Annotated in this window: 15 protein-coding genes; 6 read left to right on the top strand and 9 right to left on the bottom strand. The window is 44.7% G+C overall.

Annotation, left to right across the window (positions count from 1 at the left end):
* Nucleotides 1-41 precede the first annotated feature (41 nt).
* From F0232_RS04040 to uhpT, 4 genes are all read right to left on the bottom strand, one after another.
* Complete coding sequence (locus F0232_RS04040) at nt 42-1,382, bottom strand: MFS transporter (protein ID WP_105058707.1); 1,341 nt, start codon at nt 1,380-1,382, stop codon at nt 42-44.
* Between the two features lie 8 nt (nt 1,383-1,390).
* Entirely contained in the window at nt 1,391-2,887 is a 1,497-nt protein-coding gene (uhpB, locus tag F0232_RS04035) for a signal transduction histidine-protein kinase/phosphatase UhpB (RefSeq protein ID WP_105058706.1), read from the bottom strand.
* The gene (gene uhpA / locus F0232_RS04030) at nt 2,887-3,495 is read right to left on the bottom strand and encodes a transcriptional regulator UhpA (protein ID WP_017061545.1); all 609 of its coding nucleotides are present in this window, start codon (nt 3,493-3,495) and stop codon (nt 2,887-2,889) included. The genes uhpB and uhpA overlap by 1 nt, the downstream gene beginning before the upstream one ends.
* 147 nt (nt 3,496-3,642) lie before the next feature.
* The gene (gene uhpT, locus F0232_RS04025; RefSeq protein WP_105058705.1) at nt 3,643-5,037 is read right to left on the bottom strand and encodes a hexose-6-phosphate:phosphate antiporter; all 1,395 of its coding nucleotides are present in this window, start codon (nt 5,035-5,037) and stop codon (nt 3,643-3,645) included.
* A gap of 364 nt (nt 5,038-5,401) precedes the next feature.
* Here uhpT and F0232_RS04020 point away from each other — a divergent pair, with 364 nt between their 5' ends.
* Entirely contained in the window at nt 5,402-6,181 is a 780-nt protein-coding gene (locus F0232_RS04020; protein ID WP_105058704.1) for a hypothetical protein, read from the top strand.
* 94 nt (nt 6,182-6,275) lie between these two features.
* Here the strand turns inward: F0232_RS04020 and F0232_RS04015 are convergent, their stop codons facing one another.
* Nucleotides 6,276-6,614 carry a DUF1840 domain-containing protein gene (locus F0232_RS04015; RefSeq protein WP_061032929.1) on the bottom strand — a complete coding sequence of 113 codons (339 nt, stop codon included), beginning with the start codon at nt 6,612-6,614 and terminating at the stop codon, nt 6,276-6,278.
* A gap of 283 nt (nt 6,615-6,897) precedes the next feature.
* On the opposite strand from F0232_RS04015, the gene F0232_RS04010 reads away from it, so the two are divergent.
* Nucleotides 6,898-8,076 carry a GGDEF domain-containing protein gene (locus tag F0232_RS04010; protein ID WP_061032928.1) on the top strand — a complete coding sequence of 393 codons (1,179 nt, stop codon included), beginning with the start codon at nt 6,898-6,900 and terminating at the stop codon, nt 8,074-8,076.
* Here the strand turns inward: F0232_RS04010 and F0232_RS04005 are convergent.
* Entirely contained in the window at nt 8,073-8,354 is a 282-nt protein-coding gene (locus F0232_RS04005; RefSeq protein ID WP_008216740.1) for a hypothetical protein, read from the bottom strand. The two genes, F0232_RS04010 and F0232_RS04005, sit on opposite strands and share 4 nt — an antisense overlap.
* Before the next feature lie 157 nt (nt 8,355-8,511).
* Between F0232_RS04005 and F0232_RS04000 the strand changes: the two genes are divergently transcribed.
* Nucleotides 8,512-9,378, top strand: a complete 867-nt coding sequence (locus F0232_RS04000; protein WP_105058703.1) for a pirin family protein — start codon at nt 8,512-8,514, stop codon at nt 9,376-9,378.
* Between the two features lie 187 nt (nt 9,379-9,565).
* Here the strand turns inward: F0232_RS04000 and F0232_RS03995 are convergent, their stop codons facing one another.
* Nucleotides 9,566-9,847, bottom strand: a complete 282-nt coding sequence (locus F0232_RS03995) for a pyrimidine/purine nucleoside phosphorylase (RefSeq protein WP_017057600.1) — start codon at nt 9,845-9,847, stop codon at nt 9,566-9,568.
* A 306-nt stretch (nt 9,848-10,153) separates the two neighbouring features.
* Here F0232_RS03995 and F0232_RS03990 point away from each other — a divergent pair, with 306 nt between their 5' ends.
* Both F0232_RS03990 and F0232_RS03985 read left to right on the top strand, forming a co-directional pair.
* Nucleotides 10,154-10,618 carry a DUF2850 domain-containing protein gene (locus F0232_RS03990; RefSeq protein ID WP_105058702.1) on the top strand — a complete coding sequence of 155 codons (465 nt, stop codon included), beginning with the start codon at nt 10,154-10,156 and terminating at the stop codon, nt 10,616-10,618.
* A 382-nt stretch (nt 10,619-11,000) separates the two neighbouring features.
* Entirely contained in the window at nt 11,001-13,541 is a 2,541-nt protein-coding gene (locus F0232_RS03985) for a glycosyl hydrolase family 18 protein (protein ID WP_105058701.1), read from the top strand.
* 90 nt (nt 13,542-13,631) lie between these two features.
* On the opposite strand, the gene F0232_RS03980 is transcribed toward F0232_RS03985, so the two are convergent.
* Both F0232_RS03980 and F0232_RS03975 read right to left on the bottom strand, forming a co-directional pair.
* Complete coding sequence (locus tag F0232_RS03980; RefSeq protein ID WP_102424111.1) at nt 13,632-14,480, bottom strand: alpha/beta hydrolase; 849 nt, start codon at nt 14,478-14,480, stop codon at nt 13,632-13,634.
* 144 nt (nt 14,481-14,624) lie between these two features.
* Nucleotides 14,625-15,218, bottom strand: a complete 594-nt coding sequence (locus tag F0232_RS03975) for a TetR/AcrR family transcriptional regulator (protein ID WP_105058700.1) — start codon at nt 15,216-15,218, stop codon at nt 14,625-14,627.
* Between the two features lie 163 nt (nt 15,219-15,381).
* On the opposite strand from F0232_RS03975, the gene F0232_RS03970 reads away from it, so the two are divergent.
* Entirely contained in the window at nt 15,382-16,338 is a 957-nt protein-coding gene (locus tag F0232_RS03970; protein WP_105058699.1) for an AEC family transporter, read from the top strand.
* The last annotated feature ends 30 nt before the right edge of the window (nt 16,339-16,368 follow it).

The following is a 16,368-nucleotide window of genomic DNA, read 5'->3' as shown; positions in this document are numbered from 1 at the left end:
TAATATAGACACTAGTGACTATCTTGTTATCGAGAGGCCCCTTAAAAACCAGAGCGAGCCTCTGCATTTTTCTGGGGAGATTGTGCTTGTAAGAAAGGCAGTAGAAGCAGCCCAATAACAGCAGCACAAGTTGAAATGGTAATGAAGAACCCACTCCAGCCGTAAGTTTCTAGAACGAGCGCCAATGGATAACCAGAGAGTGCCGCGCCCATGTAAGCAAACAAGCCAACAAAGCCTGTCGCCGCCCCGGCAGAATCTTTATGCGAACATTCAGCCGCCGCCATACCAATGAGCATTTGAGGGCCAAAAACAAAAAAGCCAACGCAAAATAGCCCAGCCGCTTGAAACACAAAGTTGGTTAAGGGCATAAGCCATAAAGCCGATACCGAAAGGAAGATGCCAATCGCAAACAGGATATTCATCGGTCCGCGGTTACCACCAAACAACCTGTCCGATCCCCAGCCAGCAACAAGCGAACCAACGAAACCGCCAATCTCAAACAGAGACAAGGCAGCGTTGGCGTTGATCAAACTGTAATTGTGTTCTTCGGTGAGATATAAATTACCCCAGTCGTTAACTGCCGTTCTTACGATGTAAACCAACACATAGCTAAAGGCGAGTAACCAAATGTACTTATTGCTGAACACATAGGTTTTCAGGATTTCTCGATAGCTTAGCCCTTGTCCATGGCTCTCCTGCGCCAACTCCAAATGATCACTGCGCCACTTACCTACTGTCGGAAGCCCCATGGTGGTGGGCTTGTCACGTAAACGCCAGCAAACGATAAGACCGATAAAAACACCAATCATGCCTGGCCAGATAAAACCCGCTCGCCAACTGAATTGCAACGTCAGATAGCCCACAAGAATAGGGATAAGCGCTCCACCAACGTTATGTGCTGTATTCCATATAGCCCAACGAAAGCCTCTTTCAGAACGGGAATACCAGGTCGTCAGTAACTTAGAACATGATGGCCAGCCCCAACCTTGAAACCATGCATTCAGCACCCAAAGCGAGATGAAAGCCGCGAGCGAACTCGAAAAGCCAAATGCAATATTAATCAAGCCAGTCGCGATTAGGCCAAGCCCCATGAAGTAACGAGGGTTTGAACGATCCGATATTGTGCCTGAGATAAATTTCGACAAGCCATAAGAAAGATAAAAGAGCGTACCAATTAAGCCAATATCGCCTTTATCCAAACCAAGGTCTGTGATCATGGCAGGCGCAGCGTAATTAAAGGTTTTACGAGTGAAGTAAAAACCCGCATAGCCGACATACATCCCTATCATGATATGAAGGCGCCAATAGCGATAACTCTGATTAACCTCATCATCGGTTAGAGCATGACTCTTTGACGTAGTTGAGCGCAGAAATCCAAACATATTCGTTCTCACACTTTAGGTAATGTAACGCTGATATCGGTACCCGAAGAGGAGCCACTAGCGTTAATTGTCATTTTTCCACCAAGCGCTTGAACACGCTCTTGCATACCGCGAACACCCATTCCTTTAAGAAGATCTTGCGCTGTAAATCCAACGCCATTGTCTGTGATACGAAGATAGGCCAGATCATCTAAAATCAGTTCAATTTTAATCTCGCTCGCACGTGCGTATTTATGGGCATTGTTTAAGGATTCTTGGCACAGCCTGAAGATAGTGACCTTGAGCGTGTCACTCAAACACGAGTAATCACCTTGCCAATCTAACTGGATATCAACGCCGTGATCCGAGAATTCCATTTCCCGAATAAGCTGTTCAACAGAATCTTTTAGATCAAGGTCGTCCAACATCTTAGGTCTTAGTTTTGTAAGTAGACGTTTGGTGGTGTCATAAACATTCAAAGACAATGACTCAATCGTACCCGCACAACGAACACTCATCTCAGCGGCATCGATGCGTTTAATAATGCTTGCCTGCGTCCGAATTGCCGTAATGTTTTGGCCTATTTCATCGTGCAGCTCACGCGCAATATCACGACGAACCGATTCTTCAGCTGTCACTAACTGGCGTGAAAGGTTTTGATTTCTGGAGAGCTCACTTCGTAGTTTCGCATTGAGATCTTTTTGTTTTTGGACCGCAAGGCCAAGCAAAATACCGGTGATGGTTTGAGCAGACAGAGACAAGAGTAAATCGGTAATTTCGAGTTTAGATGTTCCACTGTGAGCAGCAATCAACGCGACACTGTTTAGCATTGTTGCAAGCAAAGCGCCTTGCCATCCGTAACGAACGGCGAGCAAGATAATAGGGATGGCCATACAGAACGGGGCAAAGCGCCTTAGCTCATCAGGCAAACTGGTTTGTATCAAAATACTGGCGACCAACAAGACGCTGTATAAAGCGATGTGACGGATTTTGAACTCAACGACATTGTTGATTAAGTAAGAGCTCAATGGCGCCCACTTGTTCTGGAATAGGTAGTTCCAGACTAGATAACACATCGGCACCAGCATCAGTCCGCCGGTGATACTCACCAACCACACCATGTAAACGGCCGGCGCATGAGAACCCACTACGGCTACATTAATGAATGCTGTGACCATGATTAAGCTAGCCATCACTAACAAGTGACGATTCTGGTCACCAGAATAATAGCGCTTGGCAATGAGAGTGGCAGGAATACTCAATCCACTGGCGATAAGTATCGTCAACCATTGAGGCTCATCAAGTAATAACGCCAAAGCGATCGCAAGCCCCCACTCTGCAATGTAGATAGCAGGCCAATAGTGTGTGCGAGTGTGCAGAGTCATTCCCAGTCGAAGTGAAAATGGGAAAAGCAGAATGGCCAATTCAGGGTCATTGATGAAATAGAAGGCGATAACCCATAAACAAAACCATGCACAGCCAGCCATAAAAGTCCCGCATAGGGAGGTGGCGAGATAGGAACGCATCAATACTGATCTTGAGTGAACAATTTCGCTAACTCAACGTTGTTCTTAACATTGAGTTTGTCCATCGCATTTGCACGATGTACATGCACCGTTTTATGGCTAACCCCTAACTCAACGGCAATAGATTTTACATCGAGCCCCGTAGCCAATAACTGGCACACTTCGCTTTCTCTGCGAGTTAACTGATTTAAAGAGGCTTTATTTTTCATTGGTGTCGCAAGCTTGATAGCGATATCTGGCGTTAGATAGCAGCCACCATTTGCACTCGTGTGTACGGCTTGGATTAACTCATCAGGACTGCAGCGTTTGCTGAGATAACCTTTGGCTCCTAACTCTAACGACTTCTCCACCATCGCCGGAGAGTCATGAACGCTTAGCATTATGCTGGCAATGCCTGATGGAATCTCTTCCAATAAGCTCAGGCCACTTTCATCTTGCATCGAGATATCCAAGATCACGACATCAGGGTGACAACTTGGCAATCCGAGACGCGCTTCTGCCGCAGAGTTGAATTCACCCACTACCGTAATATCAGCTTCAAGACTGAGTAATTGAGCAAAGCCAGATCGAACAATGACGTGGTCATCAACAAGCGCAACATTAATCATGATATTAGCCAAAATTAAGAGTAAGAAAGAAAAATAGCCCCAACAGGAGCTATCTAAAATTAAGTTTATTAATAGAGATGATACTGAATCGAACTAACGATTGGTATGATCTCACGTGCTTTAAACCAATAAAGCACGTGAGACTCGCTACGCGTTTTGAGACGCTAAGTGCATTTTCTTAGCGTGGCGAATCTTCTTCTCTTCGGCAACCGCAACGAATAGCAGCAGTGCGATACAAATAGCAGCTGAAGTATCCAGAGCTGCGAACGTTCCTTTCCAACCTGTTAGGCCAAAGATTGGTGTTCCATCCGCAATCATACCTAGGCCAAGTTTGGCAAAGCTGTCACCGATGAGGTAAGCAAATGTACCTTTTACACCATCCGCAACACTAATCGCTTTCTTAGGAACAAAACCTACCGCAGCAACACCAATTAATAACTGAGGACCGAACACTAGGAAACCAAGCACAAACAGTGACGCTAAGTACATGAACTCACTCGTCGCATGTTGGTAGAACTCTAGAGAAACAATGATCAGAGCTAGCGATACACAAGCAACTAAAGCACGGCGTCCATTTGCAAGGTCTGATAAATAACCCCACATTAGTGTGCCGACCAGTGCGCCAACTTCAAACAGCGTGAAACCTGAAATAGCCGTTTCTTTTGATAGACCGAGTTCTTGATACGCATAAACGGTAGACCACTGATCGATACCGATACGAACAATGTATAAAAAGATATTCGCGAAGCAGAGCAACCAGATCACTTTGTTTTTAAGGATGTATTCAACAAAGATCTCTTTCTTAGTCATTTGATTTTCTTCGGCTGCGGTATCTTCTTCGCTCACTTCTTCATCAAACAGCTCTTCAACCGTACCTAAACCGTATGCTTCTGGAGAGTCACTACCAAAATGCATACCAATAAAACCAACCACAATCGCGATGATAGATGGGAACACGAACATACCAATCACATTGCCATCAAATAGGTAGTTAGCACCAAATAGAGCTACGCCTGCTGCACCTGCGCCACCCACGTTATGTGACATGTTCCAAAGTCCCAAGTATGAACCACGCTTATTACGAGGCGTCCACTTAGTAATGGTCGAATAACTCGATGGACCACCCGTACTTTGGAAAAAACCACTCAACGCGTAGAAAGCAACCATCAAGAATAAGCTAGCGCTGCCGCCGCCCATACTGAAGCTGAAGCCCAGCATCGCAATACCCGAAAGGACAAGCATGAATGGTAGGAACTGCTTAGTGTTTTTACCATCGGCATAATAGGAAACGACTGTCTTACCGATGCCATAAGTAATAGAGAAACCCAGACCGATAAGACCGAGGTCCGTCATCGATAGTCCATAAGTAGAAATCATGTCGTTTTGCGCAACATTGAAGTTCTTACGGATCAAATACATGGTTAGATAACCAATGAACACGACTAGGTAAGATTGTAGGAAGGGCTTAAACCACATTTTTCTTCTAGTTTCGACTGGAAGATCCAGTGTCGGTTTTCGAACCTGATCTAGAAACTTTAACATTGTGAACTCTCTTATTATTTGTGAGGTCTGCACGACGTATTTCCGTCCATGCACTCTTTGTTACTGATAACGAAATAATAAGAAGTCTAAAAATCAACCGCATGAGAGAGCGTCTTAGAAAAACTAGGAAATATTCCTAGTTAACAATAGGGAACCCAGAAAGCGTGAACATCATCACTTTGTTTACGGTCTGTTATGCATTGATATTACGATAACAAAATTATCGACTGTCACGCTAACGGACCAATTTCAACACTCTTTCTGAAACACTTCGCAACAAATAAAACACTGTTCATAATTTTATTCTGACAATCCCTTGATAAAGTTTTTGCTCTTTATTTGTACATCTTTTAGGGCCGAACTTATGAACTCGTTGACTAAAGCATCACTGACTGCTGCTATCTCTCTTCCTCTACTTACTGGGTGTGTAACGCCTGGTGAAGATGATCCAAACGCAAGCACTAAACAAGGTGCAGTGGGTGGTGCTCTGTTGGGTTTAACATTGGGCGCGCTAACAGGTGAGGCGGACTTAGCTGTCCAAGGAGCTGTCGTTGGTGGTTTGGCTGGAGGTGTTGCAGGGGCGAGTAACGATATTCAGAACAACCGAGAAAATATCCGCCATGACAGCCGTAACGAGGCAATTGCACAAACTGGTGGTACACAAGTAGCAAACCCAACGAGTGCGGAAACGACGGAGCAAAACTGGCAAGAGCTTAATAACTTCATTGGCGAGTGGAACGTTACTATTCGTAACCATGTTGATACCAACAGCAATATCGACAGTTTACAAGCTACGGGTAGCCTAGCGAGCATTAGCCAAGCGAATATCAACATTGAAAATCCACAAGGCGTAGAGCTATCAGCGCACTTTTCCTACACAGCAGAGCAAGGTTACCAGTTAGATGTAATAAACGATGCAACGGACGTGTCGGTAAACTTCGCTGGCGAACACCAGCCTCAAGCAAACCGTTACAACTTCTACCCAACTAACATTCAAGACATTATTTACCAAGACATAAACAGTGCGGATGTGCGCCTAGAGTTGGCAATGGTGAGTGACAAGTTATGGATTATCGACAGCTATGCATACATCGATGGTTCAGAGACGAAACTGCAATCTATTCGCTTCAACAAAGTGAGTTAACTCAGCTCTATAACAAAGCCAGCATTCTATATTTACTTACTAAGCTCTCAACTGAATGCTGGTTTTATCCATCAAACTTAGCTCCACGCTGATCTTACAAACGCTTTCCGCTACCGTCTTCCCACATCACTTCACATTCTTCTTTAATAGCCGCTTTCAATAGCTCCACCAATGGAAAAGCTCGACTACCGATGTTTACTGGCGCTTCAACAACCTCATCTTTGTTGTCATCATCGATATCATCTTGATCTAGAGCTTGGCTTTGCTCCGCAGCGATCGCGGTGCGCAAATTATTCAACGCTTGAGGAACCTCTGAAGCATCAATCGCTCCCGGGATCGCACCACTATGTCCAAGCATTTTGATAAACTGAAGGCCGACTTCACCAAACATCGTGACGCTAGCGTGTGCCTTACAACTGAACGTAATTAACATAAATGGTCTCTCTTTAATCTGATGGCAAAAGAACTATGTGGAGTAAATCTTTGGAAAGCAAGCACATAATCGTCCGCTTGCTTTTGGCGAGCTGCACCATTAGTGATATCTATCACCATTTAGAATGCGTTAATTAACCTTTCATATGAAATCTTGATAATAGTCACATTAAATGGTCAGCTAAGGCTCTTCGTAGCCCATTATTTAATCTAGTATTAATACCATTATCAAAATTAGTGGCACAAATCACATGAACAGGCTTGTAGGAAGGCACCTTGAAGAGATGGCGGATATCCGCTCTACCCGAAAACAAAAAATCGTCTACTCCTTTTCAATGACTGCAGCCGCACTCTTCATCTTTTACACATGGGCTTACTTTCAGGGGCAGCACTACACCCTATCAATGTTTGAGCTATGTTTTGCTTTTATCGCTATCGCCAATGCGATTTATGTAAGAAAGGTCTTCAATCCTGAGTATTCAGAGTTAATTCTTAGCTGTGTACTGCTTGTGCAAGGCGTCATCCTGTTTTTATACAGCTATGCCATTCCCGATCGCATACTTTGGCTTTACCCGATTTTAGCAGCCGTAATCTTCATCAACGATTTTAGAATTGGCGTCATCCTAAGCACCTCTTTTTGCCTATTCATAAGCACGCTAATTACTGCATTACCCAATAATTTTTCTCTACCTTTTAACAGCACACATCGCTTTATTCTTAGCTTGTTTACCATGAGCTTGGTGTGTCATACCTCCGCTTACTACTACACCAAAGCAGTAAGCTACATTCAGCGTTTGTATAAAGAAGGGATTGAGGACTTGGCTTATCGAGACCAACTCACAGGGCTTGCCAACCGATGGAGCTTTGAACGTTGGGCTATCGAAAAGCTTGCCACTGTCGATAGTGAGCGATCACTTACCGCCTTGGTCTTCTTAGATATTGATGATTTCAAAGGCATCAACGACAGTTATGGTCACGATGTCGGCGACAGTGTTCTACAACACTTTGCTAACCGTCTAAGCAACAATATTCGAACCCGAGATCGAAAAAGCCACGAATACGACTATTCCATCGCACGCTTTGCCGGAGATGAGTTTGTGCTGATGCTCTACGATATTCCCACCAAAAAAGATCTCGATGGTATTCTAGACAGGATCTGTGGATTGTTTGAGAGCGGTTGCCAGACCAACGAGAGAATAAAAGAGCTGACTCTCAGCGTCGGTGTATCACTGTATCCGCAAGATGCTCAAGATTTACATGAATTGACAAGATGTGCCGACAAAGCCATGTATATAGCGAAACATTCAGGCAAGAACCGTTACGCTTATTATCATGACAACCCTGTTTCTACGTTAATAGAGGAGTGTCCGATGGATAAACCTGACTCGACTGAAATTGAACAGGGGCTTGAAGCAGGAATAAAGGGAAACAATGTTACCTTGTTAAAGACTCGCCAACGTTAGCCAGCCATATACATCGCCCATAAGCTGACAAGACCAATAACAATAATCCAAACCACTTGCCTAACTCGGCTTCGGTTTTCCCACTTAGATCTTGTGACGGTTTTCAACGCAGATTCCTTTGCCGAATGCACAAAAGGCGCTTCCACTTCGCGCTTTTTGATGCGACGTTTCACCGCGTTATTCGCAACCTCAGTAAAGCGCTGACCTTGTTCTGTCGTAAAGTCATTCTCAAAGCCCATTCGACCATGCCTTTCGCCATGTTTTTGTTGTACTGCCATAGCGGCCTCCTTGGCGGTCTAACCTATATTGAGTATAGACTTAATTTCATATTGTTACCTGTTCAAAATTTTCGAATAAGTCACTCAACGCAGCACCATCTTCTTTATAAATTTAATTCCATACACTAACCCTATTCAAACTTATGAGGGTTTCAATATGTCGAATGTAAGAACCGTAGAACATGTAATCTCAGCCCATGCCACGTCTGATGGCGATGGAGTTAAAATCCAAAGAGTTGCTGGTTTTAACAACAAACGCTTCTCTCCATTTTTAATGATTGATGAACTCAAATCGGATGAAAGCAAAGACTATGTTGGCGGCTTTCCTCCTCACCCTCACCGTGGGATAGAGACGCTGACCTATATGCTGCAAGGTCACTTCCAACATAAAGATCACATGGGAAATATTGGAGAACTTCGTAGCGGTGGTGCGCAATGGATGGCGGCTGGTCGTGGGGTTATTCACAGTGAAATGCCGATGATGGAGGAAGGTGCACTTCATGGTTTTCAGATTTGGATAAACCAACCATCAACGCACAAAATGCAGCCTGCGCAGTACCATGACTTCCAAAGTCAAAGTATTGCTGAGCATCAAAGTGAAAAAGGCGGTTTATTACGAGTCATTGCCGGTGGGTTTGAATTACATAAACAAGCTGACCCAGCAACTTTGCGAGCACAAGGTCCACTGCAAAAGACAGGTGTGCCATTAAGCGTCGCAGACTGGCGTTCTCGTTCAGGCCAAGAAGTTTCCTTAGGCACAGAGGCAACGTACAATGCCATGGCTTACGTGTACCGAGGCAGCATTCAGATCGGTGGTAAGGTCATCAACCAAGGTCAACTTGCATTACTGACCAAAGCTGAACTACTTTCTTTGAGTAGCTTAGAAGATTCAGGGGTGTTGATTTTTGCTGGCCAACCGATTAATGAGCCAGTTGTACATTATGGTCCGTTCGTCATGAACTCGATGGAAGAGATTGAACAAACTATTCAGGACTACAACAACGGCGTTTTTGACACTTACTAATGATTGGGCTTTGGGCTTTGGGCTTTGAAAAAAGTACTGAAGAGATTGAGCAACGGACAACGAATTTGGTCGTCCATTTGATGACTGTAAAACAAGTGACACTATCCACTGCCGGTTATTATCACTTATTCACCACGCTCCTAGAGCGTGGTTTTTTCTTATTAAGCAGAAGTAAATTTCAGGCTTCTTATAGGTACTCACACAAGTAAGCCGTTGCTTCTTTTACTTGCAGGTCGAAAGAAGAATCGCCCGCAACGTCAAAAGATTCTCCAGATTGGTATGTAGTCCAGTCGTCATCGCCAACACGTTTTACAATCAGAGCGCCTTTAACCACGGTCATCTTTTCAGGAGCAGCCGTACCGAAGGTATATTCGCCAGCCGCCATCACACCAACACTCACATCAGCGCCAGATTGATTAAACGCTAACGATTTAACGCCACCTTCAAAGTATGTGTTTTCTTTAATCATTGTACTTCCTTGTTGTCTTTAAATTGCAGTTTTGGGCTCAACGAATAAGCCTTACGTAAATTTAGGTGATAATTGTTTTAACCAATTCGCGACTTTCCTACAAGAAATAAATACGCATAGCTGAAGATTTACTGAAACCCAAACTCATTTACTCGGTAAATGGCAACAGCAGCACGCTAAGAATCATCAACGCAAGCCAATTTATTTGAACATTGGATCCTGCTTCTAACTCTTATAACAACCTTTGCAAACTAAGATTTTAATTTATAGACTTAAGAACGGTACAAGCGAAGAAATGAAGAGATAATGGCAAAAAAAACCACTAAAAGCAGAGATCTATTTGCCAACTCGTTACTTTACGGATTGCTATTAGTTGGCTTTATGATTGCCGTTACCGCTGGTTGTTTCGCCTATCAAGCTCACCAAAAATCCGTCAGTCCAAGCAATGTGCATGGTACTTGGATAGAGATTGGCGCTCCACCGTACAATACCGATATCCTTACCCTCTCAGATAAAGGTGTGATGATGAATCATCGCCTCATCACGACTTCGTTTGATTTTGACGGTAAAATCGTCACGATAAATACAGGTTCAGGTCCAAGGGTTTACACCATCAGTGGCACCTACGACTCACCTCGCCTAAAGCGACTGGAGCCAAGCACACCCGCCCAGCAATTTATCAAAGAAGGTTTTGAACATACTGCTACCGCTGAAAGTCACAGCGTGATGCAACAAAGACGCGCCTCATTGGCCGAGCAATTCAAAAGATAGCCTTCAGTAGCCCCAATTACTCCGTCAACACTCTTTAAGCTTCCCATCTACTCGCCACTAATTCGTGATCTTGCTTCAACGTCACGATATTTTCATGCAGCTAGTCGCATTTTTACATAACTTCATGTCGTGCAATTTCACATATGAGATTTTCATGCTAGGTGACATTTCATTTTATAAAACATGGACTCGACCTCTCACTCACTAAGCAACAAATTTGTAACAAGATACAATTTTTTAGTTGTCCATCGAAAACAGATTTATTTTCAGTTATGAAATTAAAACTCTCTCGAATACTGACGGGGAAGCTCCTTCAAAAGTGATCGGAGCAACTTATGGGGCCATTTGGCTCTCGTAACCTTCAAGGAATGAGAGAAATAGTATGATTCGTTTTAATACCTGTGCTGCGAGCATTGCTCTAGCGCTATCTGGTACAGCATTAGCTGCTCCAACAGCACCTAGCATCGATATGTACGGTTCCAACAACCTACAGTTTTCTAAAATTGAACTCGCGATGGAAACCACTTCTGGCTACAACCAAATGGTTAAGTATCACGACAAAGCAAAGGTCGACGTTAAGTTTAATCAGTGGAGCGGAACGTCAGGAAACACGTACAACATCTACTTTGATGGCGTTAAGGTTGCAACCGGCCCTATCACTGGCAGCCAAACGACCGCTTCATTCGAATACGGTCAGGGCGGTTTGTTTGATATGGAAATCGAAGCATGTGACGAAACGGGTTGTAGTAAAAGCGCACCCGCTAAAATCACGATTGCCGATACGGATGGTGCGCACCTAGCACCACTAGCAATGAATATCGATCCAAATAACAAGTCTTACAACACCGATCCAAACACAGTAGTGGGTACTTACTTTGTTGAGTGGGGTATCTATGGTCGTGATTACACCGTTGATAACCTACCCGCTGATAACTTGACCCACATCCTTTATGGCTTCATCCCAATTTGTGGTCCTAACGAATCAGTGAAATCGGTAGGTGGAAACAGCTACAACGCACTAATGACAGCTTGTCAGGGTGTTAATGATTACGAAGTGGTGATTCATGACCCATGGGCCGCTTTCCAGAAGAGCTTCCCTCAAGCGGGCCACGAATACAGCTCACCGATCAAGGGTAATTACGCAATGATGATGGCGCTAAAACAGCGTAATCCTGATTTGAAGATCATCCCATCGATTGGTGGTTGGACGCTGTCTGACCCATTCTTCGATTTCACAACCAAAGCGAACCGAGACACCTTTGTGGCATCGGTTAAAAAATTCCTAAACACATGGAAATTCTATGACGGTGTAGATATTGACTGGGAATTCCCTGGTGGTGGCGGTGCAGCGCCAGATCTTGGTGACCCAGTAAATGATGGCCCAGCTTATATCGCATTGATGGCAGAGCTACGTGCAATGCTAGATGAACTAGAAGCTGAAAATGGTCGCACTTACGAACTCACATCAGCGATCGGTGTTGGTCACGATAAGATTGAAGATGTGGACTACGGCGATGCTATCCAGTACATGGACTACATCTTTGCGATGACTTACGACTTCTACGGCGGTTGGAACAACGTGTTAGGTCACCAGACAGCATTAAACTGCGGTAACTTCATGCGTCCTGGTCAGTGTGATGGCTCAGGCATTGATGAAAATGGCAAACCATACACAGGCCCAGCTTATACCACTGACAACGGTATCCAATTACTGCTTCAGCAAGGTGTTCCAGCTAACAAACTTGTCGTAGGTACAGCAATGTACGGTCGTGGTTGGGAAGGCGTATTACCATCAACACTTTCTGATCCAAGCGACCCTATGACAGGTGTCGGAAATGGCAAACTGAAAGGCAGCACCACACAAGGTGTTTGGGAAGATGGCGTTATCGACTACAAAGGCATTAAAGCGAACATGCTTGGCGCCAACAACCAAGGCATCAATGGCTTCGAATATGGCTACGACGAAATGGCAGAAGCGCCATACGTTTGGAACCGCACTTCTGGTCAGCTAATCACGTTTGATGACGACCGCTCGGTTAAAGCAAAAGGTGCTTACGTACGTAGCCTTGGTCTTGCAGGTCTGTTCTCTTGGGAAATTGATGCAGATAACGGCGACATCCTAAATGCGATGCACGAGGGTTTAGCTGGTGGCACTACAGAGCCTGTGAACAAGAAACCAACCGCCTCAGCAGGTGCAGACCAATCTGTTGAAGGCCCAGCTTCTGTTTCTCTAGATGGCAGCGCTTCAAAAGACAGCGATGGCACAATTGCGACTTACGCTTGGTCTCAAGTGAGCGGTACGGCAGTAACACTGGCTAACGCGAATGCCGCAGTTGCAAGCTTCGATGTTGTCGAAGTCGCTCAGCAAGAAACACTAACCTTCAGCCTAACGGTAACGGACAACGAAGGTGCTACTTCTACTGACACCGTTGTTGTAACAGTAAACCCTAAAGATGCAGGCCCGGTTAACACAGCACCAGTTGCAGTAGTTACAGCTCCGGCAGAAGTCAATGCGGGTGATGTTGTAGTGGTTGATGCGTCAGCGTCTAGTGATGCGGATCAAGACACATTAACCTTCACATGGGATGTACCTGCAGGTATCGATGCAACCGTACAAGGCGCTTCAGTAAGCTTTGTCGCAGCGGAATACACGCAAGATACAGTACTAAACTTCTCTGTGACAGTAAGTGATGGTACAGATACATCAGTCGCGGTTGCATCAGTGAAAGTACTTAAGAAAACCACAGACGGCGGTACGTGTACTAACGCTTGGGATTCAAGTGCAGTCTACACTGGCGGCGACCAAGTGACTCAAGCTGGTAAGGTTTGGGAAGCGAAATGGTGGACCAAAGGTGATGACCCAGTTAACTCAGGTGAATGGGGTGTATGGAAAGAAGTTGGCCCAGCAAACTGTGCTAACTAAAAATAGGTTTTAGCTAAATACTCACTAAACACCTAAAAGCAAAGGCCAACCAGAAATGTCTGGTTGGCCTTTTTGTTGTTTTTTCTGAACCTAGCTAATCAAGGTATCAAAACTCTCAAATACCTGAGGGCACTTCATCACTCGACCATGGCCCTGCCCTTGAGTAGCAATCAAGGTAACGCGATCCATTTCATTCGCTGCACGCTGTGACACATCAAACTTAGTAAACTTGTCTTGCTCATCATGCACAATGATTGTCTGAGACTGACGCAGCGCGAGCTTGCCATAGGGATCGACAGACTGGATTGGGTAATTAAACTGTTCTTCTACTTCTCCCACTACCGCCTCAAACAACTTCATTGAGTACCCTGAACGAGCAACGCTGCCGAACAGGTTATCGAGGTAATCCAATACAGGTGCAATCAGCAACAATGGTTTGTTTTCCAATTTAACGTGCTTACATTCCAACGCAGAAGCGGTACCCATGCTGTGACCAACTAAGCCTGCCACTTCACCCACCGAGTCAAGAATCGCCTCAAGGCCGTTCACAAACGCCGGAATATGACCATGCACGCCATCGCTGCCGCCATGCGCCGGGTGATCGTAAGCCAGAGCGGTAAAACCTTTAGCTGCGATGTGTTCCATCAAAGGAAAGAACTGACTCGCAGTCCCTGACCAACCATGAGTTAATACCCAAACTGGCCCAGTACCTAGAGAGTAAGTTTTTAGAACGCCATCGCGGCCTTTGATTTCACTCTTGATCAACCCTTGTGGATCTGCATTTTTCTGCTCGGTACGCATTGGCGTGAGCAATAACTTACGCGCTGTTTTCTTTGCATGGCTCGGCGCTAAGATGTAGTGCAAGTTGGTTGTTGCACCAATCAGGCTGCGCTTGAAGCTGAATTTGTTCGATGTATTAAAGTAGATTTTGTCACTCATGACCATTCCTTGTATCGCCATCTTCATTGGCGGATCGAGCTCGGCCAGAAAAACGAACGACCGTGCTATTTTGTTAGTATAAAAAATGGGCAAAGCTGTGTACACGTGCTTGCCGCCACTTCTCTTAAAATTGTTAGACGCGAGTTAAGCCGCTTTCCAGCTAGCGATTAAGCGCTCTACACCGCTCCAAAAATGCGTGTGGCTCGCTTGTTGGCCTCGTAACGAGTAAAACAAGTTCGCGCTCAGATAAAGACCATATAGCTCAAAAGTTGCCTGTTTTGGATCTAAGTCGGATCTGAACTGCTGACTCTCAACCGCTTTTGCTACCTGAATCGTCAAGTAGTCAATCCAAACCGAAATGGTTTTCTGGAGCGCTTTCTGAATCACAGACGTTTCACTACCAGCATCTTTCCACGCATCAATAAACATGCAGCTACCTTGAAACGAATGGTTCCAACCCAGCCAGTTATCGAGCAACTGTTTTAACTTCGCTTCAATGTCAGCATCACCAAGCTCTCTTGCTGGAATGATGACTCGCTCAGTGAATATAGCGTTGGAATATTCGAGTACAGAGAGCTGCAGGTTCTCCTTAGAGTTGAAGTGCGCAAACAGGCCACTCTTAGACATGCCACACTGTTTGGCTAATTCGCCAATCGTCAAACTCTCAAGCCCGTTTTCACTCGCAAGTGCGAATGCATGACTCAAAATATACTCTTTGGTTATCTTTCCTTTACTCATTATTCACCAAGGATAAATCTGATACGTTATTTTTAGCACGTTCGTTCTTTTTTTCAAAGATTTTTACTTATCTATTGGGATTCAATTTCTCTTCTCAAAGAATTGTGGAAAAATGCGACAGTATTCAAAGGATATTGAAGTTGGCTAAATTTAAGGAAAAATAATGAACACACTTTGGGAACAGTTTGCGTTTTCGGCGTCAGTAACAGGCCCTATTTGTTTGATGTTGTTTCTTGGTGTGATGCTCAAGCGAATTGGCTTAATCAATGACAACTTCATTGATGTCGCCTCTAAAATTGTTTTTCAAATCACCTTACCTGCAATGCTGTTCTTGAGTATTGTTCAGTCCGAACATGACTTCTCTGCAAGCAGCACCTTAGTGTTATTTGCTTTAGCCGCTAATTTCGCTTTTTTCTTGATTGCTACCCTCTCGACCAAGCTGTTGTTTAGAGATTCGAAGGACCAAGGCGTCATCATCCAAGGTGGCTTTCGGGCGAATACAGGCATCATAGGTCTAGCGTATGTAGCCAATATCTATGGCAACCAAGGCGTGGCACTGGCCGCTATCTATGTTGCATCCATTACAGTGCTCTACAACATTCAAGCGGTGATTGCCCTAACTCCTAAAGGCACAGACACCGGCGATAAAGCCATTCAAGCTATCGCCAAATCGATAACCAAGAACCCTCTGATTATCGCCATTTTCCTCGGTGTTTTCTGTTACGCATTGTCTATTCCAATCCCTAAGATGGTCACTGACGCTGGGCAATACTTGGCAAAAATGACATTGCCTTTGGCTTTACTTTGTACAGGTGGTTCATTGGATATCAGCTCTCTCAAACAAGAGAAACTCGCGACTTGGTTTTCCTCAAGTTACCGACTCATTGTTTCACCCTTGCTTATTACTGTAGCAGCACTGGTCTTGGGCTTTGAAGGGCTCGATCTTGGTCTTATTTTCCTGATGAGTGCAGCGCCAACCGCAGCCGCGAGTTACGTCATGGCACGTGCAATGGGTGGAAATGCAACGCTCGCTGCCAATATTATCGCACTCACAACAATGGGATCGCTTATCACTTGTACGCTTGGTATTTTTGCACTTACTGCAATGGATTTAATATAGCTGCGACAGGCTTCAAAAAATCAATACAAG

The sequence above is a fragment of the Vibrio sp. T3Y01 genome (genome assembly GCF_013114525.1).
Lineage (GTDB): Bacteria > Pseudomonadota > Gammaproteobacteria > Enterobacterales > Vibrionaceae > Vibrio > Vibrio chagasii_B.
Note: the sequence above shows the minus strand (reverse complement) of the source record. Positions and strands in the feature narration are given on the sequence as shown.

Coding starts and splice junctions, on each gene's coding strand:
- F0232_RS04015 (WP_061032929.1), bottom strand. CDS start 6,614: ATGTTAATTACGTTCAGTTGTAAGGCACACGCTAGCGTCACGATGTTT.
- F0232_RS03975 (WP_105058700.1), bottom strand. CDS start 15,218: ATGAGTAAAGGAAAGATAACCAAAGAGTATATTTTGAGTCATGCATTC.
- F0232_RS03980 (WP_102424111.1), bottom strand. CDS start 14,480: ATGAGTGACAAAATCTACTTTAATACATCGAACAAATTCAGCTTCAAG.
- F0232_RS04040 (WP_105058707.1), bottom strand. CDS start 1,382: ATGTTTGGATTTCTGCGCTCAACTACGTCAAAGAGTCATGCTCTAACC.
- F0232_RS04005 (WP_008216740.1), bottom strand. CDS start 8,354: ATGGCAGTACAACAAAAACATGGCGAAAGGCATGGTCGAATGGGCTTT.
- uhpA (WP_017061545.1), bottom strand. CDS start 3,495: ATGATTAATGTTGCGCTTGTTGATGACCACGTCATTGTTCGATCTGGC.
- F0232_RS04020 (WP_105058704.1), top strand. CDS start 5,402: ATGAACTCGTTGACTAAAGCATCACTGACTGCTGCTATCTCTCTTCCT.
- F0232_RS04010 (WP_061032928.1), top strand. CDS start 6,898: ATGGCGGATATCCGCTCTACCCGAAAACAAAAAATCGTCTACTCCTTT.
- F0232_RS03985 (WP_105058701.1), top strand. CDS start 11,001: ATGATTCGTTTTAATACCTGTGCTGCGAGCATTGCTCTAGCGCTATCT.
- F0232_RS04000 (WP_105058703.1), top strand. CDS start 8,512: ATGTCGAATGTAAGAACCGTAGAACATGTAATCTCAGCCCATGCCACG.
- F0232_RS03970 (WP_105058699.1), top strand. CDS start 15,382: ATGAACACACTTTGGGAACAGTTTGCGTTTTCGGCGTCAGTAACAGGC.
- uhpB (WP_105058706.1), bottom strand. CDS start 2,887: ATGCGTTCCTATCTCGCCACCTCCCTATGCGGGACTTTTATGGCTGGC.
- uhpT (WP_105058705.1), bottom strand. CDS start 5,037: ATGTTAAAGTTTCTAGATCAGGTTCGAAAACCGACACTGGATCTTCCA.
- F0232_RS03995 (WP_017057600.1), bottom strand. CDS start 9,847: ATGATTAAAGAAAACACATACTTTGAAGGTGGCGTTAAATCGTTAGCG.
- F0232_RS03990 (WP_105058702.1), top strand. CDS start 10,154: ATGGCAAAAAAAACCACTAAAAGCAGAGATCTATTTGCCAACTCGTTA.